Source organism: Spirochaeta isovalerica (assembly GCF_014207565.1).
GTDB lineage: Bacteria > Spirochaetota > Spirochaetia > DSM-2461 > DSM-2461 > Spirochaeta_F > Spirochaeta_F isovalerica.
Genome location: NZ_JACHGJ010000002.1, coordinates 966606 through 990357, shown reverse-complemented (window position 1 = coordinate 990357; position 23752 = coordinate 966606). Strand labels below are relative to the sequence as shown.

At 48.7% G+C, this 23752-nt stretch carries 22 protein-coding genes; 17 read left to right on the top strand and 5 right to left on the bottom strand.

Annotated features, from left to right (window positions below; all coding sequences use genetic code 11):
- Positions 1-76: 76 nt before the first annotated feature.
- The 7 genes from citC (at position 77) to HNR50_RS09230 (ending at position 6188) form a co-directional block, all read left to right on the top strand.
- Positions 77-1144 (top strand): [citrate (pro-3S)-lyase] ligase, encoded by a 1068-nt coding sequence (gene citC, locus HNR50_RS09260; protein ID WP_184746125.1) that lies wholly within the window; start codon positions 77-79, stop codon positions 1142-1144.
- Positions 1141-1434 (top strand): citrate lyase acyl carrier protein, encoded by a 294-nt coding sequence (gene citD / locus HNR50_RS09255; protein ID WP_184746123.1) that lies wholly within the window; start codon positions 1141-1143, stop codon positions 1432-1434. The genes citC and citD overlap by 4 nt, the downstream gene beginning before the upstream one ends.
- The gene (gene citE / locus HNR50_RS09250; RefSeq protein WP_184746121.1) at positions 1435-2328 is read left to right on the top strand and encodes a citrate (pro-3S)-lyase subunit beta; all 894 of its coding nucleotides are present in this window, start codon (positions 1435-1437) and stop codon (positions 2326-2328) included.
- A complete protein-coding gene (gene citF, locus HNR50_RS09245; RefSeq protein WP_184746119.1) occupies positions 2328-3866 on the top strand; it encodes a citrate lyase subunit alpha in 1539 nt (512 codons plus the stop codon). The genes citE and citF overlap by 1 nt, the downstream gene beginning before the upstream one ends.
- Positions 3863-4720 carry a triphosphoribosyl-dephospho-CoA synthase CitG gene (gene citG / locus HNR50_RS09240; RefSeq protein ID WP_221439840.1) on the top strand — a complete coding sequence of 286 codons (858 nt, stop codon included), beginning with the start codon at positions 3863-3865 and terminating at the stop codon, positions 4718-4720. Before citF ends, citG begins: the two co-directional genes overlap by 4 nt.
- Positions 4721-4773: 53 nt before the next feature.
- Entirely contained in the window at positions 4774-5253 is a 480-nt protein-coding gene (locus HNR50_RS09235; RefSeq protein ID WP_184746118.1) for a DUF4395 domain-containing protein, read from the top strand.
- 71 nt (positions 5254-5324) lie between these two features.
- The gene (locus HNR50_RS09230; RefSeq protein ID WP_184746115.1) at positions 5325-6188 is read left to right on the top strand and encodes a tRNA 2-thiocytidine biosynthesis TtcA family protein; all 864 of its coding nucleotides are present in this window, start codon (positions 5325-5327) and stop codon (positions 6186-6188) included.
- Here HNR50_RS09230 and HNR50_RS09225 read toward each other — a convergent pair.
- Positions 6185-8080, bottom strand: a complete 1896-nt coding sequence (locus HNR50_RS09225) for a HAMP domain-containing methyl-accepting chemotaxis protein (protein WP_184746113.1) — start codon at positions 8078-8080, stop codon at positions 6185-6187. The two genes, HNR50_RS09230 and HNR50_RS09225, sit on opposite strands and share 4 nt — an antisense overlap.
- Before the next feature lie 138 nt (positions 8081-8218).
- On the opposite strand from HNR50_RS09225, the gene HNR50_RS09220 reads away from it, so the two are divergent.
- Positions 8219-9460: an MFS transporter gene (locus tag HNR50_RS09220; protein WP_184746111.1), complete on the top strand. Its 1242-nt coding sequence runs from the start codon at positions 8219-8221 to the stop codon at positions 9458-9460.
- 14 nt (positions 9461-9474) lie between these two features.
- On the opposite strand, the gene HNR50_RS09215 is transcribed toward HNR50_RS09220, so the two are convergent.
- The 4 genes from HNR50_RS09215 to thpR all read right to left on the bottom strand — a co-directional run bounded on the left by HNR50_RS09215 (position 9475) and on the right by thpR (position 12803).
- A complete protein-coding gene (locus HNR50_RS09215; protein ID WP_184746109.1) occupies positions 9475-10464 on the bottom strand; it encodes an endo alpha-1,4 polygalactosaminidase in 990 nt (329 codons plus the stop codon).
- Positions 10461-11708: an MFS transporter gene (locus tag HNR50_RS09210; RefSeq protein ID WP_184746107.1), complete on the bottom strand. Its 1248-nt coding sequence runs from the start codon at positions 11706-11708 to the stop codon at positions 10461-10463. The genes HNR50_RS09215 and HNR50_RS09210 overlap by 4 nt, the downstream gene beginning before the upstream one ends.
- Positions 11709-11714: 6 nt before the next feature.
- Positions 11715-12191 (bottom strand): hypothetical protein, encoded by a 477-nt coding sequence (locus HNR50_RS09205; protein ID WP_184746105.1) that lies wholly within the window; start codon positions 12189-12191, stop codon positions 11715-11717.
- Between the two features lie 81 nt (positions 12192-12272).
- Positions 12273-12803, bottom strand: coding sequence for an RNA 2',3'-cyclic phosphodiesterase (gene thpR / locus HNR50_RS09200; RefSeq protein ID WP_184746103.1), 531 nt, complete (start codon positions 12801-12803; stop codon positions 12273-12275).
- Between the two features lie 84 nt (positions 12804-12887).
- Here thpR and HNR50_RS09195 point away from each other — a divergent pair, with 84 nt between their 5' ends.
- From HNR50_RS09195 to HNR50_RS09155, 9 genes are all read left to right on the top strand, one after another.
- Positions 12888-15908 carry a SpoIIE family protein phosphatase gene (locus tag HNR50_RS09195; protein ID WP_184746101.1) on the top strand — a complete coding sequence of 1007 codons (3021 nt, stop codon included), beginning with the start codon at positions 12888-12890 and terminating at the stop codon, positions 15906-15908.
- A 64-nt stretch (positions 15909-15972) separates the two neighbouring features.
- Positions 15973-16665 (top strand): PilZ domain-containing protein, encoded by a 693-nt coding sequence (locus HNR50_RS09190; protein ID WP_184746099.1) that lies wholly within the window; start codon positions 15973-15975, stop codon positions 16663-16665.
- A 309-nt stretch (positions 16666-16974) separates the two neighbouring features.
- A complete protein-coding gene (locus HNR50_RS09185; RefSeq protein WP_184746097.1) occupies positions 16975-18525 on the top strand; it encodes a hypothetical protein in 1551 nt (516 codons plus the stop codon).
- An 8-nt stretch (positions 18526-18533) separates the two neighbouring features.
- Positions 18534-18776 (top strand): STAS domain-containing protein, encoded by a 243-nt coding sequence (locus tag HNR50_RS09180; protein ID WP_184746096.1) that lies wholly within the window; start codon positions 18534-18536, stop codon positions 18774-18776.
- Complete coding sequence (locus HNR50_RS09175) at positions 18773-19141, top strand: response regulator (protein WP_184746094.1); 369 nt, start codon at positions 18773-18775, stop codon at positions 19139-19141. Before HNR50_RS09180 ends, HNR50_RS09175 begins: the two co-directional genes overlap by 4 nt.
- Positions 19142-19147: 6 nt before the next feature.
- Positions 19148-21265 (top strand): chemotaxis protein CheA, encoded by a 2118-nt coding sequence (locus HNR50_RS09170; protein WP_184746092.1) that lies wholly within the window; start codon positions 19148-19150, stop codon positions 21263-21265.
- The gene (locus HNR50_RS09165; protein WP_184746090.1) at positions 21258-21857 is read left to right on the top strand and encodes a hypothetical protein; all 600 of its coding nucleotides are present in this window, start codon (positions 21258-21260) and stop codon (positions 21855-21857) included. The genes HNR50_RS09170 and HNR50_RS09165 overlap by 8 nt, the downstream gene beginning before the upstream one ends.
- Positions 21858-21873: 16 nt before the next feature.
- On the top strand, positions 21874-22692 hold the full coding sequence (locus HNR50_RS09160; protein ID WP_184746088.1) for a CheR family methyltransferase: 819 nt from the start codon (positions 21874-21876) through the stop codon (positions 22690-22692).
- Positions 22685-23746, top strand: a complete 1062-nt coding sequence (locus HNR50_RS09155) for a protein-glutamate methylesterase/protein-glutamine glutaminase (protein WP_184746087.1) — start codon at positions 22685-22687, stop codon at positions 23744-23746. Before HNR50_RS09160 ends, HNR50_RS09155 begins: the two co-directional genes overlap by 8 nt.
- Positions 23747-23752 lie beyond the last annotated feature (6 nt).

Sequence of the window (23752 nt, the reverse complement as noted above, 5' to 3'; positions counted from 1 at the left end):
GCCATAGGGCACTCTCTGATTTATTTTAGAATCGGAAAACGATTTCGGTACTTTTTTTAATTGAAATCTACGAATTATGATTTATACTTCCATTTATATTAAAGCTGAGGAGAGAATTCTGGATTTAAGAAGCATTTCTCTAAAAAGCAAAAAAGATGTAGGAACATTTACTGAGTTTCTGAACAGCCGGGACCTTGAGATGGATGAAGATATCGACTATGCCATCGTTCTGGAAGAAAATGATAGGATTATCGCTTCCGGAGCCATGTCCGGCCCCGTCCTTAAATGCATAGCTGTCGACAGAAATTATGAAGGTGAAGGTTATATCGGAAAAATAGTCACCTATCTGCTTCTGAAAGCCCACCACGAAAATATCGATAGTCTTTTTCTCTTTACCAAACCGGAAAACGAACCGGTTTTTTCCGATCTGGGCTTTCATCAGATAGCGAAGGTCGACGGCGAAGCCGTTCTCATGGAAAATATGAAAAACGGCCTGGAAAAATATCTGGATCATCTTTCGGAAAAAAAAGTGTCGGGAGACAGAATTGCCTCCATCGTCATGAATTGCAACCCCTTTACCAAGGGGCATCTCTTTCTGATTGAAAAAGCCGCTTCGGAAAACGATCATGTCCATATTTTTCTTCTCGATGAAAACCGGTCGCTTTTCCCGGCCGATGTGAGAATCGATCTGGTACGGAAGGGGACTTCTCATCTGGATAATGTGACAGTCCATCATTCGGGGCAGTACATCATTTCAGCCGCGACATTCCCCTCCTATTTCCTTAAGGACTCGAAGAGAATTATCGATGCCCACGGCAGAATGGATCTGGCGCTTTTTTGCGACAGAATCGCCCCGGCTCTCGGGATCAACCGCCGCTATGTGGGAGAAGAACCTCTCTGCCCCGTAACAAGCCACTACAACGAACTGATGGCGGAGATTCTGCCTCCTGCAGGTATTGAGCTCATCGTTGTAAAAAGGAAAGAGCAGGATGACGATGTTATCAGCGCCTCCAGGGTCCGGAAGCTTATAGCCGAAGATGACTTTGATGCCATATCGGAAATCGTCCCGCAGACAACTCTTCAATATCTGAAAAGCCCGGAAGCCCAAGCTGTGATAAAAAGGATTAAAGGATTACATAAATGAGAATTGTGAAAAGAGGAATCGCCGGTACGTTGGAATCCAGCGATGTCATGATAACCGTTTCGGAAAATACAGAAGGCGGCATTGAAATCGATCTGAAAAGCATCGTGGAAAAACAGTTCGGCAAACAGATCCGCCGTGTCATCAGTGAAAAAATGGACGAACTGGATGTGAAAGACGCTCTGGTCGAAGTTAACGACAAGGGAGCGCTGGACTGTACGATTAAGGCGCGGCTGGAATCGGCAGCCTACCGCGCTGCGGGAATACAGCATGTCCGCTGGGAGGATAAATAGATGGAAAAGCTTCGCAGAACCATGCTCTATGTTCCCGGTAATAATGCGGGAATGGTCAAAGACGCCCATATCTACCGGTCCGATTCAGTAATGTTCGATCTCGAGGACTCGGTATCCCTTACCGAGAAGGATTCAGCCAGGCTTCTCATTTTCAACGCCTTGAAAACGCTGGACTACGAAGGGATAGAAACAGTCGTCAGAATTAACGGACTCGATACGCCGTTCGGCGAAGATGATATCAAAGCGATGGTCAGAGCCAGACCGGACATAATCCGGATACCCAAAGCGGAAACCGCCGATGATATTCTGGAAGTGGAAAAACTGATCGAGCGGGAAGAGAAAGCAGCCGGCGTCGAACCGGGCACCATAAAAATGATGGCCGCCATAGAGGGACCGCTGGGAGTTATCAACGCTTATCAGATTGCCACTGCGAGCCGGCGGCTTGTGGGTATTGCCCTCGGGGCGGAAGACTACGTAACCAATATGAAAACTAAGCGTTCCCCCGAAGGAACAGAGATACTCTATGCCAGAAGTGCCATTGTTACAGCGGCCAGAGCAGCCGGGATATATGCCCTCGATACGGTTTATTCCGATATCAACAACGAAGAGGGATTTATTGAAGAGGTCAAGTTGATTAAACAACTCGGATTTGACGGTAAATCGGTCATATCCCCCCGTCAGATTGCTCCTGTACATCGGATCTACACTCCCGAACAGAAAGAGATTGATTTTGCCGTCCGGGTTATCGCAGCCATTGCCGAAGCGGAAGAAAAGGGCTCGGGTGTCATTTCCCTCGATGGAAAGATGGTTGACAAACCCATTGTCGACAGAGCGCAGAGAGTACTGGCCATGGCCAAAGCTTCGGGAATTCTGATAAGTGAGGATGAAATCTGATGCCTTTAAATGCAGTAAAAAGAGAAATACCCCAATCCCTGCCGGGATTTGATGTCATAAAACCGTTCGAAGGGGCTTTCGAAAACACCCCTCTGGTCAGGAAGGAAAAAGGGATCCGCAATGTTCCCAAGCTGAACAAACTGGTTGAAACAGTGGAACAGGCGGTTCTGAAAACAGAATTGAAAGACGGTATGACCATATCGTTCCATCATCACTTCCGCAATGGAGACTATATTCTCAATATGGTACTGGATGTCATTGCCAATCTGGGAATCAAAAATCTGACACTGGCTTCCAGTTCCCTGACCGATGCCCACTCGCCCCTCGTCGGGCATATCAAAAACGGCGTGGTGACCCAGATCTATACGAGCGGCCTGAGAGGAGAGCTGGGAGAGTTTATCTCCAACGGAGGCATGGAAAATCCGGTGCTCATCCACAGCCACGGCGGACGGGCCCGCGCCATCGAAACGCGGAAAATCAGTATCGATGTGGCCTTCCTCGGCGTTCCCTCCTCCGATGTCTACGGCAATTCGAACGGATACACGGGCAAATCAGCCTGCGGCTCCCTCGGTTATGCCAAGGTCGATGCCGAATGGGCGAAAAAAGTGGTCCTCATAACCGATTTTCTCGTGGAATATCCCAATACGCCTTTCAGTATCCACCAGGATCAGGTGGACTATATCGTCAAAGTCGATTCGGTTGGGGATCCCAACGGAATCAGCACCGGAGCAACGAGAATGACAAAGAACCCGAGAGATCTGCTCATTGCCCGCAACGCCGCCGACGTGATTGTTTCATCGGGCTATTTTGAGGACGGTTTCTCTATTCAGACAGGTTCGGGCGGCGCCTCGCTGGCGACGACCAAGTATCTTCGCGACTACATGATCGAGAGAAATGTGAAAGCGAGCTGGGGTCTGGGAGGCATTACCAGCCAGATGGTCAAGCTTCATGAAGAAGGGCTGATCACCAAGCTTCTCGATACCCAGAGCTTTGACCTCGACGCCGTTAAATCCATTGCCAACAACCGCTACCACACGGAAATTTCCGCGTCCTATTACGCCAATCCTCTGAATAAGGGGTGCGCCGTTAACAAACTGAATGTGGTTATACTCAGCGCTCTGGAAATCGATGTGAACTTTAATGTCAATGTCCTGACCGGATCGGACGGAGTTTTGCGCGGCGCCTCGGGAGGCCATTCCGATACGGCCGTCGGTTCGGGCCTTTCCATTATAGTGGCCCCTCTGATCCGCGGCCGGACAGCTACGGTCGTGGACAACGTCCAGACCATAATAACGCCGGGCGAGACCGTCGACGTGCTGGTTACGGACCGGGGAATAGCCGTAAACCCCAGAAGACAGGATGTTCTGAAGAGGCTTCGGGAAACCACCCTCCCCCTCTACACAATAGAGGAGCTCAGAGACAAAGCCCAGAGAGTGGCGGGAACCCCGGAAAAAATCGAGTTCGAAGAAAAAGTCGTCGCTCTGGTGGAATACCGCGACGGCACCATTATCGACGTTGTTCACCAGGTCAAATCGTGACTTTTAACAGGCCGGAGGAGCGGATCGCTTCTCTGGCCGTGGAAGCCATGCTCCATGAGGCGGCGGCCGGTCCCAAACCGGGACTGGTCGACCGCTATAACAACGGCGCTCATAAGGATATGGATCTTTTTACCTTCTGCAGCAGCGCCGCGGTTCTTCACCCCTATTTTTCCTCTATGACAGAAACAGGCTTTCATTTCACCGGTTCTGATCTGTTGAACCTTCTGCGGCAGATCCGGCCCATAGGAATCGAAGCGGAAAAGGCCATGTTCGAGGCGACCTCCGGCATCAACACTCACAAAGGACTAATCTTCTCGCTGGGTATCCTCTGCGCTTCGGCGGGATATCTTCTGAAAAACGAGACTCCGGGTAAAAACATCACAGGAGATGATCTCTGCGGAATTGCATCGCAAATGTGCCGGGGCATTGTGGAGAGAGAGCTGGCCGTTTCAAACCGGAAACAGACCCACGGTGAAAAGCTCTTCCAGGATTCGGGAACGACAGGAATACGGGGGGAAGCGGAAGCGGGATTCCCCTCTGTGACCGGGTCGGCTTTACCGGCTTTACGCCGATCTGCCGGAGAGTGGAACAACCGTCTGGTCGATATTCTGCTTCTTTTAATGACAGAAGTCGAAGACAGCAACGTGCTTCACCGGGGAGGAACCGAATCCCTTAAGAGGGTGAAAGAGCAAGCCGGAGAAGCTCTTGAGGCGGGAGGATCCGGGAACCTTAAGGGTAGGGAAATTCTTCACCGGATGGACCGGGACTTCGCAGAGCGCAATATCAGCCCGGGCGGTTGTGCCGATCTTCTGGCTGTTACGATTTTTTTGTATAAACTGGAAAACATCATATAAATTTCATTATCTACTTAGTTGACCTTTTTAGTAGACATTATTATTTTATTCTCATGAAAACATTGAATAGACCATATAGAGTCAATGAAGCCGTCGTCAGAGGGATAGCCCTGCAGGTGCTGTTCCTCAGTCTTCTGACATTGTTTACAGGAAGTCTGATTCCCGCATTTCTCCTTGCGGGAGATTTTGCCATCAGGGTATTTCTCATACCGCGGTTCAGCCCCTTAGCCTATATTTCGGGCAAAATCATCGCCCCCCTGGCCCGTTTCAAAAGAAAACAGATTGTGTTCAAACCCAAAAGATTTGCCGCTATGATCGGACTCAGCTTATCTGCCGCTTCGGTAGTCTTTCTGCTTAACCAGGCTTCCGGACCGGCGCTATTCCTTCTGGGAATGCTCGCCCTCTTCTCTTTTCTCGAAGCGGTGTTCCGTTTCTGCGCGGGGTGCCGGATTTTCGGGCTTTTGATGAAACTGGGGCTGGTGAAAGAGGAGCAGTGTCCCGATTGCGTTTTTCTTGACGGAACAGGTATCTGAACGTCTTGAAATTCAACCGTTAATCCATCAGAATGGTGAACTTCCGGATAAGCGGTTGAGAGGAGAAGATCATGTCGGGAATAGCGGGAAGCGACTGCTCTGTCATAACTCCGGTTGGAGACAGACTGCCCCTCGAACAGATAGAGAAAAATATCATAACCATATACAGGAAACCCATATGGTCGAAATTCACCAAAGCCCTCAAGCAGTTTAAAATGGTGAATCCCGGCGATAAGGTCGCCGTGGCGATTTCCGGCGGAAAGGACAGTCTGCTCCTGGCCAAACTGTTTCAGGAACTGAAGAAGCACTCGGACCACAGTTTCGAACTGGAGTTTATCTCCATGGATCCCGGATTTCATCCCTCAAACCGGAAGCTACTGGAAGACCACTGCGATTACCTGGGGATTCCCGTAAAAATATTCGACAAGCAGCTGTTCGACGTCGTTGATGAAATTGCCAACGATTACCCCTGCTATCTCTGCGCCCGCATGAGGCGCGGAGCCCTCTATGCCTACGCGGAAAGCCTGGGATGCAACAAAGTGGCTCTGGGTCATCATTTCGATGATGTGATAGAGACCATAATGATGAATATTCTCTGTTCGGGGAAATACCAGACCATGATGCCCAAGCTGAAGGCGAAAAACTTCGACAATATGGAACTGATCCGGCCGCTCTGCGAAATCAGGGAGGATGATATCAAGCTCTTTGCCAGCGAAAGCGGTCTGTCTCCCATGGACTGCGGATGCGCTGTCGCGGCTAAAAAGACTTCGAGCAAACGCCGGGAAGTGAAGGAACTGATCAAAACACTCGGAGCAAGCTTCAAAGATGTTGAAAAGAGTATCTATATGTCCGCCCAGAACATCTATCTCGATGCCGTTGTAGGGTGGCGGAACGGGAAAGAGCACTACTCCTTCCTCGATCGCTACGACGATTAAACTTCAAAGAAACTTATCTCTTTGCTCAGCAGTTCTGCCTGGGAGGCCAGCTCTTCAGCTGTAGATGCTATTTCCTCAGCCGCTGCGGCATTGCCCTGGGTAACTTTGTCAAGTTGAGATATGGCTGCGTTTACCTGGATCATACCCTGGCTCTGTTCCATCCCCGAAGCGCTAATTTCCTGAATAAGCTGGGAGGTTTTTTGTATATCCTCAACCAGAGTCTGGATCATCTGGCCGGCTTTTTGAGCTATGCCCAGTGAATTCTCTGCCAGATTGGTTATAACCGATGCCGAATTACCGCTGTTTTCCGCCAGCTTCCGAACTTCCGAAGCCACGACGGCAAATCCTTTTCCGGCTTCACCGGCCCTGGCTGCTTCTATTGCCGCATTGAGTGCCAGCAGGTTGGTCTGATTAGCCATTTCGCTGACGATCCCGATCTTTTCAGAGATTTCCTTCATGGCCGATACCGTTTGCAAAACCGCTTCCCCGCTCTCAGCAGCCCTGGATGATACGCTTCTGGAAATATCGCTTGTTTCTCCGGCAATGCTGCTGTTCTGATCGATACTGGATCCCATCTGTTCCATCGATGATGAAACCTCTTCGGTGGAAGAAGCCTGTTCCGATGCCCCGGCCGACAAGCCCTGAGCGCTGTCGGATAACTGCTGACTGCCATTTGACACGTAGACGGACGAATCTTTGACAATTGTTATGATTTCCTTCAGCTTCAATCTCATGACTTCAAGAGTGTGATTTAAATCACCCATCTCATCTTTTCTCGTTGCGGGAAGGGAGAGAGTCAGGTTTCCACGGCTGATTTCCTCAGCCAGATGAATATTCATGGAAATGGCTTTGAGAAGAGAGGACGATATGAGAATCGAGGAAACAAGGGCGATAGCCACTGATATTATGAATATGATCAGATACTGAACTCTGGTTACAGCTATTTCCCGGCTCATCTGAGTCGAGAGATTTTCCGATCGGACATCCTGCATCTGCCCGAGCTGATCAATGGCGTCGCGCATTTCATCAAAACGTACAGCATTATCTGTCAGATAATTATTTCTTTCCCCTATTCCCGAAAAAACTTTCTCCTGCAGCTCCACGACTTTTCGCATTTCACTTTTCCAAAGCTCAAAATACTCCCTGAACTCTTTATCAATAACAAGCGCCTGCCCTCCGGCAATTCTCGCCGCTTCACTGACCCGTTCCTCGGTTTGTTCCATATTTTCAAGATTGCTGTCATCGAGAGCTTTCAACTCTTCGGGGGTTTGTACGGCGGGGACTTTCAGCTGGGCCACATAAGCCTGATAGGCATCGCGATCGCCGTTCAGGACAAGAGAAAGAGCGCTTTCCAGACTCCTTCTCCGGGAATCGCTGAGATTGACTTTTAAACTGTTATCGATTATTTCCCCGATCCGGTCAATCCTGTCGCGCATTTCACCAAAAGCTTCTTCAGCGGCGAGAGAAGCCGCCCGGATAGCCTGTTCATCATTAAAAAGCTTGAGAGACAGATCAAAGCCCTTCCGGCTCTGTTCCTCCCAGACAGCGTTCTCTCTTTTAAACCGATCCAGCTGTTCCGACATATCTACAGTGAAATTCTCCGCAGGAACTAAAATTCTCTCTTTCGTCTGCTGTAGGTTTTCTTTATTTGAACTATCGAGTTCCCGAAGCTCATCCAGAGTTCGGGAAGTCTGGGCTTCCAGTTCCGTCACATAAACCTGGTAGGCATCACGATCCGCATTGAGCATCGTAGCCCGGTCGTTCTGAAGGGAAATCATTTCATCCATACCGGAATTGATTCTGTTAAAGGCCAGCAGACCGATAAGGAATATAACGGCAATTCCAAGAAGGGGGACTCCACTGATAAAAATAAACTGGACTCTCAGTTTCATAATAATCCTCCATGGAACACAATCTTTCCATTAATTATAATCCTTTCCTCATCAAATTGCTCAAGTTCTATACGGGAAAGAACAGTTTCAAGCATTCTCTAACTTGTGAGAGGCCCTTTTTGAGAGTAATGTTCCCATATGAACAGAATATTGAACTTATTTACTCCATACCGGGGTATGCCCCGGGAGATCTACATCATATTTCTCTCCAAAACAATAAATGCCATGGGAGCTCTTATATTCCCGTTTATGACGCTTCTTCTCAGCAGCAAGATAGGCCTTTCCGGTGCTCAGACAGGTTGTTATATTGCTCTCACTCAACTTCTCTATGCGCCGGCAAGCCTGATCGGCGGAAAACTGGCCGATTCATGGGGCCGCAAACCGGTTCTGATTATTTTCGAGCTTTTATCTGTCGCTTCCTATACTTTCTGCCTGTTTCTCGAACCGGGCATGTCCATGGTTTACGCTCTTATGGCGGCTTCCATGTTTTTTGGCGTCGCCGGTCCCTCACACGATGCCATGACAGCCGACCTGACAACTCCGGAACAGAGGGAAGGTGCCTATTCCCTCAATTATCTGGGATTTAATCTCGGTTTCGCCTTTGCCCAGATGCTGGCCGGTTTTCTCTTCCGCGACTATCTGAAAGTCATGTTTCTTATTGATATCCTGACCGCTCTGGCCGGTATCGGACTTATTGCGTTTTTCGTCAGGGAAACCCATCCGGAAAGCAATAAAGAGACAGCAGATAAGGTAGATGAAGATGCCGGCGAATCACACCGGTCGATTTTCTCTATCCTCGTATCCCGTCCCATGCTTCTTCTCTTTGCCCTGGCGGCATTCGGATATAAATTTGTCTATTCCCAATGGCCCTTCCTCATGCCTCTCCATGCCGAGGCGGCCTTTCCCGGTGACGGAGCCAAACTGTTCGGCATGCTTGGAACGGCCAATGCCCTTATTGTCGTGTTCGGAACACCCCTTATAACCTCGCTGACCGCTAAAAAAAGCAATATCAGACGGATATTTTACGGAGGCGTCCTTTTCACGATCGGTTTCGGCCTTCTGGGGTTATTTGAAACGAGAACAGCATTTTTCCTATCAGTTCTCATATTCACAGCCGGGGAGATTCTGGAAGCGATCAGCACCATGCCTTTTATCATGAACCACACCCCCTCTTCGCACAGAGGACGGATGAGTTCTGTCCTGCCGCTGATTATGGGCGCCGGTTTTTTCGCCGGACCGGTTATCATGGGAAAGATTCTGGATATGAAAGGATTCAGTTTCAGCTGGATCCTCGCCGCTTCGGTCGTGCTTGTATCTACAGTGGCCATGAAGGGAATCGATCTTTCTCAGAAAAGCAGAACGGTTAAGGAGACGGCTTGAAAGAGCCTGCAGGATCAGTTCTCGAAATACCAGAAGGCGTCGATTATGTCCAGATAGACGCCATCGAAGCCTCTGTCCAGAATAAGATCCAGATAGGCGTTTTCATTGCCGAAAATCATAGCTTTCCATAAGGGATACCAGTACCGGACTTTATAATTCCCCTTCCAGTGAGGATTTTCCCGCTCCAGCCAGGAAGGAGGATTTCTCTCCCAGGAAGAGTCCCAGTAATAACGGTAGTCTTCCGCTTCACCTATGCTCATATAGGATATAACCAGTCTGCGGCCGCCTTGAGGTTTGCGCTTCAGTCTTTCGATTTCAACAGCTGTCAGAGGGATTCCGTCATCATCAAACAGATCGATGATAAACATATCATATTCGCTCCGCTCCAGATCGGAGATAAAAGCTTCGCGGGAAGAATAATCAGAGGGATTAATGATGTAGAGGAAATTGGCCGCGTCTTTCAGTTCGTTAATTTCACGGTTGTTCACGTCAACCGGCCGTGAAGGATAGGTGGGAATGCGATCAAGTTCCCTGCGGTCCGCCGCGAAGACCAGAAAGCCATTGGTTCTGTTTTTTTCAATGGAATCATCCATTTTACTTCTGCTGCGGCAGTAGTCGACTGCCAGAACAGAGAGCCCCCGGTCCCGGGCAGCCGTCAGATATCCGAGCATATACTCCGTATCATATTCCGGTGTCTTCCTGTTATCCGCTCTGTATCCGTAATAGAGGTCCTCCCGCCCCACTCCGTCGATGGCATCGAGATAGGAAGAGACAAATTGCCCCGCCGCCGTGCCATCGGATGTGAGGAGCTCCTGGCCGTTCTGGGGAATAACGGCAAAGCCGGGGTGTCTCTCTTTTCCGTATCGGCTTATCTCCTCTACGAGGCTCCGCATCTCGCCGCGGTAATCAATCTGTTGAGCTGCGATTCCCTCGGTAAACAAAATACCCGCAAAAAATAATAACAGGGGAAGTCGTAAGGGAACCGATGATCTCCGTTGCCTCATGGCGCGATACTCTTTTTCCTCAATTTGGGAAACAGAGGAAGGACTGAGAATAAAATAAGTCCCGCCGAAACAAAGAGCAGAGCTTCGCCGACCCCTCTTCTGTCTGCGGCGAAACCGAAAATCAGAGCTATCAGCGCAGTCAAGACTGTTTTAACCTGAGACTGAACGGAGAGAACTGATGTGAGTATAGAGCTGTTGACCTGCTCAGAGAGGTAACCGGTCATAAGAGGCTTCCGCAAGTTCTCGGTCAGGTGGATTATCAGGAAGAAAAAAACCGTCAGCAGCGGGTATCCCGCCATGAGAAAAAGTCCTCCTGCAGCACCGGCCGCCAGCCCCCCCAGAAGAGTGGCCACGGGAATAAACAGATTCGCACCGGGGTTTATTTTTCCCGCCGATGCGGAAGCTATGGATGTCAGGAAGTAAATGACAAAATAGACAACCCCGATAAGCAGTGCCGAACGCTGGTCCGTATTGTACTCTTTGAAAAGGGGCAGAGTGAGAACCAGAGCGACCAGGACCGGCTGAATATAGTCTTTTACTGCTTTGAGATAGGCCGTATGGAGGGCTGTCAGATTTATCAGTTTGAAGACTTTTCTATCGGTTATGGAATGTATTGTTTCGCTGAGAACTTCCTTCACCTTCTCCCTTTTCCCCTTCGAAGCGTTTTCCTCGCGGTTATCCAGATTCACCGGATAGGAGAGAATCAGAACGAAATTGATGGCGTAGGGAACAGTGGAAAAAAGGAAGATCGAATCGTATCCCCCGGAAAGAAATACAAAAAAACCGGCGGCGAGCGATGAAAGGGCCAGCCCCAGCTGGGACCAGGAGCGCGTCCGGCCGTAATAAGCGGACATCAGCGCCTGTTCGCCCCGCCCTTTCAGGTAATCGGCTATCATGCCCTTATGCGTCCCCGATCGGAAAGCCTCTCCCGCTCCGTAAAAAATGAACGCTACAGCAAAGAGAAGAGGATTCCTGAAGAGATAAAAGATGAGAAATGATGCCATGTAGAGAAGAAAGGATCCGGCAAGCGTTTTTCGTCTCCCCAGAACATCGGCGGCGATTCCCGAGGGGATTTCCAGAAGATTGGCGCTGATTTCCCGAACAGCATAGAGAACACCTATGCTCGTATAGGAAATGCCCCGCTCTATAAGGAAAACAATGAGAAAAGCTTCAAAAAAGCGGAGATTCTTGAGAAAACCGTAAGCGCAGAATTTACTGAACTGAAAATCTCTCTTTCCGGTCATAAAGGTCTATTTCCAGGCGCGTATCTGCGAAGTCATCTTCCAGATGGCGCCCATGTGGAACGCCGTATGGGCCAGAACACAGAGGATGCCCGCGAAGTCGTCGACATTCTTCCAGTAGGTCATACCGTAGACATTCGCCTTTACGGTTTCATAGGATTCCCTCACTTCTTTTTTGAGTTCCTCCCATTGCTCTTCCGTAACCTTCTCCACGGTCCAGCTCTGATTCCAGTCTGTCGGTTCGTCAATCTCGCCCGTATTGTAACCGATAATGGTATTCATAAAGAAACTTATATGCCGGACATGACCGGCAATGGAGGAATCGGATCCGGATGGACAGACAGAGACTTCTCCGGAAGAGAGATCATCAAGAGTTTCGAAGAGGCTTGTCCCTTTATCCAGGTAAAAACCGTCCACTTTCTCAAAAGTTTCCCGAAGAAGATTTCCGATTTCTTCGCTTATCATTTCGTCCTGAGACTTATCCATATAAACTCCCCGGGATCAGTATCCCGTTAATCTGATATTGACGTAGAAAATCAGTATAACGTCAAAGGAAAAATTAATACATTAAAAACTGGCAAGTTTGGTGTGCAATGCTCCCCTGGAAGTGAGCCGGCTCGTATAGAGGTGGAATGATCTTACATCAAAGCTTGAAGACCGGAAAGACGCAGTACCGGCCAGCCATTCGCCCACAGCATCATGAGGTTCTCCTGTCAGCCGGCCGAGAGTGATATGGGGAGCAAATTTTCTCCCCTCCCGCTTGACGCCGCAATAAAAGAGGGCTTCATCAACCCGGCGGTAAAGCTTTTTCAGCTGATCCGATGGCTGAACTCCGGCCCAGAGTATGTTCGGCATCCCCCTTGGAGGGAAATAACCGGTACCGGCCAGGATAAGAGAAAAAGGATCCGGTTCAAGAGAGCTCAGCTGTTCACAAAGATCCCGGACGAGAGCTCCGTCACCCCTTCCGATAAAGCGGAGCGTCAGATGAAACTGATCCTGCGGAGTCCACCTCACTCTTTCCAGATGACGACAAAGCACAGAAAGCTCGTCCCGCACCGCGTCCGGAAGGTCTATCGCTACAAAAAGCCTGTAATCCATAAATATAGACTATAGCTGAGCGCTGTTGCTGTCCATACAATGTTGCAATCAGCTATGGTGACTCTTAAAATATAGAAAGAAGCTATGAAAAAATCGGAACAGGCTGATTTCCTTAAATATATAAAGATCGGCATTGTGATAATCGACAGAGAAACCCATCTCATACAATATGTCAACGAAGACGCGGCTCTCATGGCGGACTCGACTCCCGATGAGATGACGGGAAACCGGTGTTTCGGTTTTATCTGTACGGCGGATGAAGGGATTTGTCCCTTTGAAGGTAACGCGGAAATATCCCCCAGTGTCTCCTCCCTGGTCAGATCTGACGGTTCGGCTCTGGACATAATAAAGACCATCCGGCCCACAAGTCTTAGGGGAGTTCCCTGTTATGTCGAAACTTTTTTTGAACTCGATGATATCAGACGCTTCGGCGATCTGATCAACAGGGAACAGGAAAGACTCGACAGGGCCATGACTATAGGCCGTCAGGGAATATGGGAATACAACAGAGAAACAAAAGAGCTCTATTTTGATGAACATTTCTACCGCATGGCAGGATACGGAGATGGAGACTTTCCCGCCGATTTTGATTCATGGCTCACACTGGTTCATGAAGACGACCGGGAAGGCACCGCCGGCGAACTGGATGCTTTCGTTTCCGGAAAAACAGACTCCTATAACTGCAGTTTTATGTTCCGCCGTAAATCGGGGCGTTATATGTGGATCAGAGCCAGAGGCGAGAAAGTCACCCGGATTGACGGCTCGGGTTCATCGCGCCTTCTCTGCATCCACCTGGATATCAGCCAGGATAAAGAAAGAGAGAAAAGAAACCTTCTGAGAAACAGCCTGCAGATGCGGCTTCTGAAACCGGCGCCCCTGCAGGAAAAATCTGAACTGATTTGCAAAACTGTCCGCCTCGCCACGTCTACTGACACGGCGGAGTTATGGGTAAAAGGCTACTTTCTGGGTAGTGAGGCAAGTCCGGAAAAGCCCCTGTCTCTTCACAGGGCAGCTTTTTCCGGGAAAACCGGGGAAGACAGCTTCGGAGCGATTTCCCTTTCTTTTATCGAAAAAGTAATGGCATCGGAAAATGCGGGACCTTTAAAAGCCGATGATGAGGCAAGTCTGACGGGTTTTCAATTGAAAGGATCAGACGGAAATGCCATCGGAGCCCTGGTTCTGAGCTCTCCCGGAGATCTCGACAGCGAAAAAACCGCTTATCTGGAGTCACTGGCCTCTATCACTTCCCAGGTAATACTGAATAATCACTCGGAAGAAAACCTGATAACCGCTCTTTCGGATATGGAGAGAGCGGTAAACCTTATGAACGGAAGGGAAGCGAGGATCCTGGAAATCAAGGAGGAAGTCAATCAGCTGCTGAGCCAATCGGGAAAGAGCGCCAAGTATGACCTGGACCGGAAGCCCGATCAAAGCTTCACAGGGCAACTGACTTTACGGGAAGAGAAGAGAATAGCATTAAGCCTGGCGGAAGATGCGGAAATTACCCGAAGGCAGCTTGTTGAATCCAATGAACAGCTGTTACTTATTAAAGCGGCGGTTAACTCCTCGAGCGACGGCGTCGCCATCTCGACGACAAGCGGAATGTTCTACTTCATAAATCAAACATTCACATCCCTTCTGGGCTATTCCGTCGGAGACCTTATGATAACTCCTGAAGAGAAAATTTTCTCCCGTCCGGAAGATTATACATCCTGCCTGAAAACAACTTTGAACGGCGGATCGTTTCTGCAGGAAAGTTTCCTGAAAACCAAAGGGGGAAAAATCCTGCCGGCTTTTCTTCGGGCATCAGCTTTCAATGACAAAGAGGGCTATCCCATCGGCATTATCTGGAACATCACCGATATAACCCTGCGGAAAGAGAATGAAAAGAAGATAAACAGCGATCTGGCTGCTCAGAAAGAAATGCTCAGAAAAGCCCTTGTTCTTCAGCAGAACTATATTCAGCGTTCCATTCCCGTTATCAGAAATTTCAACATACAGGGGCTTTTTATGCCCTGTGAAAAACTGGGCGGAGATTTCTTTAAAATTCTGCGGGGAATTTCCGAGGATAAATTAATTATCGTCATGGGAGACTGTACGGATCACGGCCTGAAGGCATCGCTGGATGCCTCTCTCCTCTCGAGTGTGACAGATCATCATATCGAGCAGCTTTTCCGATCCGGGCGGACAGACCTTTTTCTCAAGTCAATCAGCCGTTCCTTCATGGATATGGCCGATGAGGACCAGTTTCCCACCATGACCGTACTGCTGATAGATCTGACTAAAGGCATTCTCCGGTATTCAAACGCCAACGGGGAACTGCCTTATCTGATCCGCGACGGCCGCGCGGTCCGCCTCGATCCGGTTCAGGGAATGCACATATCCTATTTTGCCGACCCTGTTTACGGGATGAACGAAATGGAGCTTCTATCGGAGGACCGGCTGCTGATCTATTCCGATGCCGTTGTGGAAATGAAAGACAGCCGGGGAAGAAGAAACAGCCGGGCCATTTTCGAAAGCCTTCTGGAAAAGAGCCGGGGCAACAGCTCCCGTTACTTCTATTCCCTGATCCGGGAGCTGGAAAAGCTCAACGGCAGCTATCCCCTGGACGATGATACGACGCTCATACAACTGGAATACCGTCAGCCGAAACGGTTTAATTTTTCCTTTCACCATATAGATGAATGGGACAGACACCTGACGGCAATGAAGAAGCTGATGCACAATTATGATTTCGGAATCGATGAGACGGAAAAAACAGCCATTGCCATAACGGAACTGGCTATTAATGCTTTCGTCCATGGAAACCGCTCCGACAGCAGCCTGCAAGTCATGGTCAGGGGTGCCATCGACTGCGGCTCGATCGTGGTTACCCTGGCTGACAGGGGAGAAGGCTTCAAGAGGGAGGATATAATCGATCCCGTAACCAATATTCAGGAGATCATGGACCGAGATGTGGAGCATGAGTACACCCATGGAAGAGGTCTTAAAATCGCCGATGATTTTCTCAGTGAAATCATCCGCAACAAAAAGGGGAATGAGGTCACCGCCATACAGGAAAAAAAGAAGAGGGATATAATCACAATCGATAAAATCAGTTTTTAATCCCGGGGAATTTGCAAAACCCCTCCGGCGTTCTTCATAATTATAGAAGTGGAGGATAATGATAATGAATCGAACCATTGTATTGAACTGGAAAGACAGCGATCCCGCACCGGATACCCTGCACAAGGACAGAGAAATATATAACGCAGCGGACCAGAAAGAGGCCTATCTGTACCACATCGAGCACAGCGATGTGGATTCCTACATAATCAACTGTTCTTCTCTGACAATAGTCGATGTAAAAGCCATAATCCGGCACATCCAATATCTCAATGCCATTATCACAATCATTCTCTACAAAGCGGATTTCGGTGTCTTTGAACCGCTCCTTCAGGGGGGAACCGTTTTTATCGCCTCGAACATGGAGGAAGCGGCATCCCACTTGAGGGCGACCGATAAGAAAGTCCGTTCCACCAACAGGATTCAATGGCCTCTTCATGGAGAGTACTGGGAATCTTCCCCTTCGGATAGAAAAAAGGAGCGCGTTATGGTCACGTCCATTTCTTCCGGCGGCTGCTTTCTCAGAAGCGAAAAACTTGAAGGGCTGCAAGCGGGAGACGGAATTTCCATCCTCTTTCATTTCAGGAATTTCGACTTTCTGGCCGAAGGTTCAATCGTCAGAATCAATAAGGGCGACGGGGCCGCCTCCAGAGGAATGGCTGTGTCATTCAAAAAAGTGTCCCCTCAGACCGAGCGGTATATCCAGGAAATCATCGATGAGAAAATCCTTTCAGAAATTATGGACATGATAAAATAAACGGGATTTTGGAGCAGAGCACTGAAAAACAGCATCAGGGAAACAGGAAAACTACAGGATTTTATCTCAAACCTCAATAAATACACCGGCGAATACTCCCGGGTTCTCACGAATATATCCCGGAACCTACCCAGAATCGAGACTCAGATCGATGACAACATACTGGAAGCGAGGGAACTGCTCAATTTTATTTTTTCTACCGATAAAAACAGGAGCAGCTATGGAATCAAACACGAGCTGGATGCTTTTCACACCCAGCTGAACGAAGCACTGGCCAAGCTGAAGGAAACGCAAAACGCCGACAGCAAAGTGTTCGACGATCTGAAGGAAACCATAGAAATTTCCAACAACGCCGTAAAGCGAATAGAGGATATCTACAACATATCCGAAGATCTGAAAGTTTTCGCTATAAACTCCATAGTCTACTCCCAGAGAGAAGGAACAAGAGGAAAAGGCTACCAGATCATATCGAGCCGCTTTATCTCGCTTTCCGAGGAAATAGCCAAGGGGACGACCGTCATTAATGGAATCGGAAAAAAAATGAACAACCTCATCGGGCATTTTCTGACGGACATCGATGAATATGAAGAATTCAATCACAAACACATTCATACGGTATCCACCGATTCCCAGAAGCTTATGGAAGTATCGGGCAACAGCGTGGAGAATTTCTCCATGATTCTGGGGGATCTGCTATCGAGAATCGAAAACATCAAAAAGCCCACCTATAACATAATGATACAGCTGCAGACACAGGATATTATTCAGCAGCAGATGGATCATCTCTCAGAAATACTTGAAAAGACTGTCCGGATTACAGAAGATCATGCTGCCCTTCTCAATTCCGGAGAAGAGGATCTGAAAGATTTTCGTAAACTGGATGAGTACAAAAACATAAACACCCTTCTGATTTTTCTTCTGAACACAACGGAAAAGCAGATGAAAAGGATAAACAGCGAGCTTCTCTCCATGCTCGACCGCCTTGAAATTGAATTCCGGAAAATCAATGAACTGATCCGCGACGTGGACTCGGACAAGGAGATGATAAGCTCGCTGGTTCAGAGCGAAAACGGCAGAGACAGCGAGGCCACTGTCATCCATATTATTTTTCAGGCTCCGAAAAACACAATCAGGGATATCATCGCCAACCTGGAGAGCAGCCGTCAGCGGAAAAAGGATATTCTTTCGCGGTTCAGGGGCATTTATGAGCTGGTCCTTTCGGAGAGGAGCGTCACATCGGAATTCATACCCGTTATCGAATCGATAAACAATCTCCTGCTTCTGGCCAGGATAGAGCAGGCCAGAAACAATCTCGATGTTACCAGCGATCTTTCGGGAAGCGATGTTTTTTCCGATACGGCTTTTTCCGATCTTGAAGGAATCATCGGCGATATGGACGAATCGGGAGACCGCATCAGCGAAAATCTGGAAACGGTCAATTCCATTTTTAATAAACAGCAGGAAGAATATACTCTGATGGAGGAAGATCTGTACCAGTCATCGAACATAATCGAAACGACCGAACAGCTCTTTACGGAGAATTTCAACTCGGTCATGAAGATCACCGATGCCCTGTCGGGAGAAATCAGGCAGTATTCCGTGCTCTTTTCGCGGTTGAGGGAACTCCATCAGGTGATGGACAGCAAAATTTCCCTTTGCGACGAACTGCTGGACAACATCAACGGCAATCTGGAACCTTACGGCGGTCCGCTTAAGATCAGCGAATGCACCTTTAAAGATACGACCATACAGGAAATCCTGCAAAACCTGACTGTCGATGAAGAACGGACGACAATTGCCGGCGAATACTCGGAACTTGATATAGAAAAATCTACCGGTAGCAATATCACTCTTTTTTAGGAGGAGACATGAATACGTTAACAGTTGATAGGGAGCTGAAAATCAGAAATGCCGCCTCTCTGTGGAAACAGGTAAGGGAAACGGAAGACCCGCTTGAACTGGACTGTTCCGGCCTGGAAAAAATCGACGGCGCGGGAATGCAGTTGCTGCTCTATCTCATCCATCAGGAGTACAAACTGAAGGGACTTACGGAAGATCTGATCAGAATGATCGATAATAAAGGATATACAATCAAAGGAGATAAATCATGAAAACCATATTTGCCGTTGACGACTCCCCTACTGCCAGAGCATCCATCGAATACACACTATCAAAAGCGGGCTTTCAGGTTGTCCTGGCGGAAGATGGTGTCAAAGCGCTGGAGAAAATTCCCTCGACACCGCAGATTGACGTCTTTCTCTTTGATGTCAATATGCCCAATATGGACGGAATAACTCTGATAAAAGAGGTGAGAAAACTGGCGGACCACAAATTCACACCGATCCTCTTTCTCACCACCGAATCCCAGGAATCAAAGAAAATGGAAGGGAAAGCTGCAGGAGCCAGCGGATGGGTTGTCAAACCCTTCGATCCGGAACAACTGATAGCTGTCATTTCCAGATTTGCCGGGGAGTAAAGACTTATGGACAATATGCTGCATGATATTTTTATACAGGAAGCTGAAGAGAATCTCGAAATTCTGGAAAATCTGATTATAACTCTCGAAGAGACTCCCGATGACAGCGATACCATTAACGAAGCTTTCAGAGCCATTCACTCTCTCAAGGGAGGAGCGGGTCTGGCAGGTTTTTCCAGCATAAAGGACTTTGCGCATATTGTAGAAGATCTGTTTGAAAACATCAGAAACGGTTCTCTATCCATAACGGGAGACCTCATTTCGGTAATTCTCAACGCCATGGACAGCCTCAAGATGATGATTGCCAATATCAAAGAGGGGCTGGAAGCCGATGAGGGAGTGGAAACCGCCGGAACGGAAAACGAGATCCGGACCAGACTGAATGATATGGCCGCAGAGCCGGACAGACAAACGGAACCGCAGAAAGAAGAGATAGGAAAAAAGCGGCTCTTTTTTCTGCAGCTCGAGTACGGAAAGGATCTGTTTCTCACGGGGATCGATCCCCTCATGTTTCTCAGCGACCTCTCCTCCAGGGGAACCATTGCGGAGGTGGAAGCCTTTTTTGAGGAACTACCGGAACCGGACGATTTCGATCCCGAAAGTATGTATCTCCAATGGAAGCTCTTTTACGAAACGGAAATTGATGAAAAGGAACTGACCGATATTTTCTGTTTCGTCATAGATGAATCGAATCTCCGTTTTACCAATCTGACGGCTTTGAAGGAATCGGGAGAGCCGCTCGATTCCTATAAAGTGAACGGAAAAGCACCGGATGCTTTTTTTTCAACAGAGCCGGAGATAGAGCCGGTGGACCGAGAAGACAGATCTGACGGGGGCGACAGAAGGAAGGGGGACAGGCGGACCGGCCAGATCCCCGGAGATGCGATTCAAGGGGAGAGAAGGCAGGAAGACCGGAGAAAAACGGACCGCCGGAAAATCGGAACAGTCGATTCCTATATCCGCGTTCCCACTGACAAGCTGGAAAAAATATTCAACACCGTGAGCGAGCTTCTCATATCCCAGGCCAGGCTCAATATGCTTACTGAAGAACACGAGGAAATCCTCCCCGACAGTTTTTCCACCGTAACCGATTCGCTTAAAAACATAACCCAGCTCCTTCAGGAGCAGGTGACCTCGCTCAGAATGATGAATCTGGGCAGCACATTCGACCGATTTAAAAGAGTTGTCCGCGACATGGCTTCGGAAAGGGGAAAGAAGATCCGCCTGAACCTGAGCGGCCAGGAGACCGAACTTGACAAGAACATGATCGAAAAGCTCAACGATCCTCTCAAGCATCTTGTCCGGAACTGTATCGACCATGGAATAGAGACAACAGAAGAGCGTCTGAAACGCGGCAAGAGCGAAGAAGGCCACCTCGAGCTGGCGGCCTATCTGGAAAGCGGCAAAGTGGTTATCGAAGTCTCGGACGACGGACGGGGCATTAACCGGCAGAAACTGCTGGACAAGGCGGAGGAGCGGGGAATTATTACCAAAGAGACCCGCCTTAACGACGGCGAGATTCTCAACCTCATTTTCCACCCGGGGCTCTCTACGGCAGAAGCCGTTACCGACCTTTCGGGACGGGGTGTCGGCATGGATGTGGTTAAAAGCTCCATTAACGAACTTCACGGCAATATCGACATTATTTCCACTGAGGGCTCGGGAACGACTTTCAAACTCTACCTGCCGCTGACCCTGGCCATTCTCGACGGAATGCTCATCAGCATCGGTTCTGAAAAATACATTATTCCCACCTTATCCATTCTGGAGATATTCCGTCCCGAAGAGGTTCACCTCAAGTCTGTTTCGGGCGGAGAGGAACTGATTTTCTTCCGGGGGAACTACATCCCCATGATCCGGCTTCACAGGATTTTCAATATAGAGAACCCTGTTTCAGAGCCTTCTAAAGCGGAAGTGATCGTTATCAACAGCGGCGGAATCAAAGCGGCGATACTTGTTGATAATGTCCTGGAACAATACCAGATCGTTCTGAAATCCCTGCAGAAAAACTTCCGGAAAGTGGAACATATATCGAGCGCCACGATTCTGGGCGATGGCGATGTAGCCCTGATCATCGATATCCAGAGTCTGGTAAAAACAAATCAGCAGGCGAAAAATGTATAGAAAATACGACTCGAAATTCAAGACCCAGATAATGACCATCTTTGCGGGGGAGTACTACATAAGCACATCCAGAGAAGTCATATCGACAGTTCTGGGTTCCTGCATTTCCGTTTGCCTCTACGATCCTGTGAACCGGATCGGGGGAATGAATCACTTTATGCTTCCCTCGGGGGGGCAGGAATCGCTTATAAACAGTTCCGGAATTGATAAGGAAAAGCTGACCGAACATTCCATGCGCTACGGGATAACCGCCATGGAAGTCCTCATCGGAGAGATGCAGAAACGGGGCGCCGAAAGAATCCATCTCAAAGCCAAAATATTCGGCGGAGGCAAAGTCATCAATAAAAACATGACAGGAACCACCGTGGGCGATAAGAATATTGGTTTTGCGCGAGCCTATCTCAAAATGGAAAAAATACCTATTGAAAGCGAAAATGTCGGGGCGACCTGGGGGCGGAAGATTTTCTTTCTGACGGAGAACAACTCCGTATTCGTTAAAAAAGTCGATCTCGAACCGGCTGTTGAAGAGGAAAGAAACTACATGAGGAAACTCAAATCGCTCAAACAGAAATCCGATGTTACCATTTTCTGACGGGAAGGAGATGTCTGTGTTCGTTTTAAATGACAGGGAATACAAGTACATTTCCCGGGCTGTGTACAACTATGCCAAAATAAACCTGACTGAACAGAAACGACCGCTCATTGTCTCCCGCCTGTCCAAGCGGATAAGAGAGCTGAAGATGGGAAGCTTCGCGCAATACGTCGAATACCTGAAGGACGATACGTCCGGCCGGGAGTTCGAGTTGCTGGTCGATTCCCTTTCGACCAATTTCTCTCATTTTTTCAGGGAATCCCATCATTTCGATTTTCTAAAGGATGAGGTACTGGAAAAGGCGGGAAGGGAACAGCTGACCATATGGTCGGCGGCGGCATCGACAGGTCAGGAAGTGTATTCCATCGTCATGACCATAAAAGAGTTTGAAGAACAAAGAGGGCGCAGGATCAATGCCAGACTCTTTGCGTCGGATATCTCGCGAAAAGTTCTGCTCGCGGCATCGAAAGGGATCTATCAGGAACGGGATGTGGAGAAAGTTCCCCGCCCGATCCTGGAAAAGTATTTCCTGCGCGGAACCGGAGAGAAGAGCAATCTGGTAAAAGTTAAAAAGGAGTTGATTGGGAAAGTGAATTTTTTCCGGCTCAACCTTAACGACAAGACATATATGCTGCCGGAAATGGACATCATCTTTCTCCGCAACGCTATAATTTACTTTGATCACGACACCAAGGTGGAACTGATCAACAGACTTCACAACTATATAAAACCCAACGGTTATCTGATTCTGGGACACAGCGAGTCCCTGTCGGGAATTTCTGACAGATTCGAGCTTATCGGAAAAACCATATACAGGAGGATTGGAGATGATTGATATTCTTGTTGTAGATGATTCAGCCCTCGTACGCAAAGTTCTGACCGATATCATAAAAAAGGCTCCCGACCTGCATCTGGTCGATACGGCATTCGATCCGATATTTGCCATAGAAAAGCTGAAGAAAAACAAAGTTGATGTCATTATCCTCGATGTGGAAATGCCGAGGATGGATGGTCTGACCTTTCTGGAAAAACTGATGAAAGTGAGACCGACACCGGTCATCATCCTCTCTTCCCTGACTCAGCGTAATGCGGAGATCACCCTTCAGGCTTTTGAACACGGAGCCTTTGACGTTCTTGCCAAGCCGGAAGACATTCTTCAGCTTGAAGAGCTTGAACCGACTATTCTCCAGTCAATCCGAAATGCAGGGAAACCGCAGGTCCGGGATAAACTTCTGCTCCGATTCAAAAAAACCACCGAAGCCGTGGCCCATGCCGACAGAGCCCCCCAAAGCCGCTTCACCGTTTCGCGGAGCACTACGGACAAAGTGATTGCCCTGGGTTCTTCTACAGGGGGGACCACAGCCATTATGGATATACTGTCGGAACTGCCCGTGGACATACCGGGAATCGTCATAGTGCAGCATATGCCGCTTCGTTTCTCCCATGCCTTTGCCGAAAGGCTCAACGCCAACCTGCCCCTGACAGTGAAAATCGCCGAAACGGGAGACAGGATACAGAACGGTTTCGTCTATGTGGCGCCGGGAGAACAGCACTGCTCGATAAAATCGAGCGGGGCCAAATATGTCATAAATTTGCGGGAAGGTCCACGGGTCCACTACCACAAACCCTCAGTGGCCGTTCTGTTCAACTCCGTCGCCAATTATGCGGGGCCCAATGCCATAGGTGTCATGCTAACCGGTATGGGCGATGACGGATCCATGGCCATGAAGGAAATGAAAGACGCGGGGAGTTATAACATCGTTCAGGATGAACAGAGCAGCGTCGTCTGGGGTATGCCCGGCAAAGCGGTTGAATACGGCGCGGCCTCAATTGTTCTGCCCTTAAATAAAATTGCCGGTGAAATCTGCCGGTTTCTGAACCATAATTAAAATAGA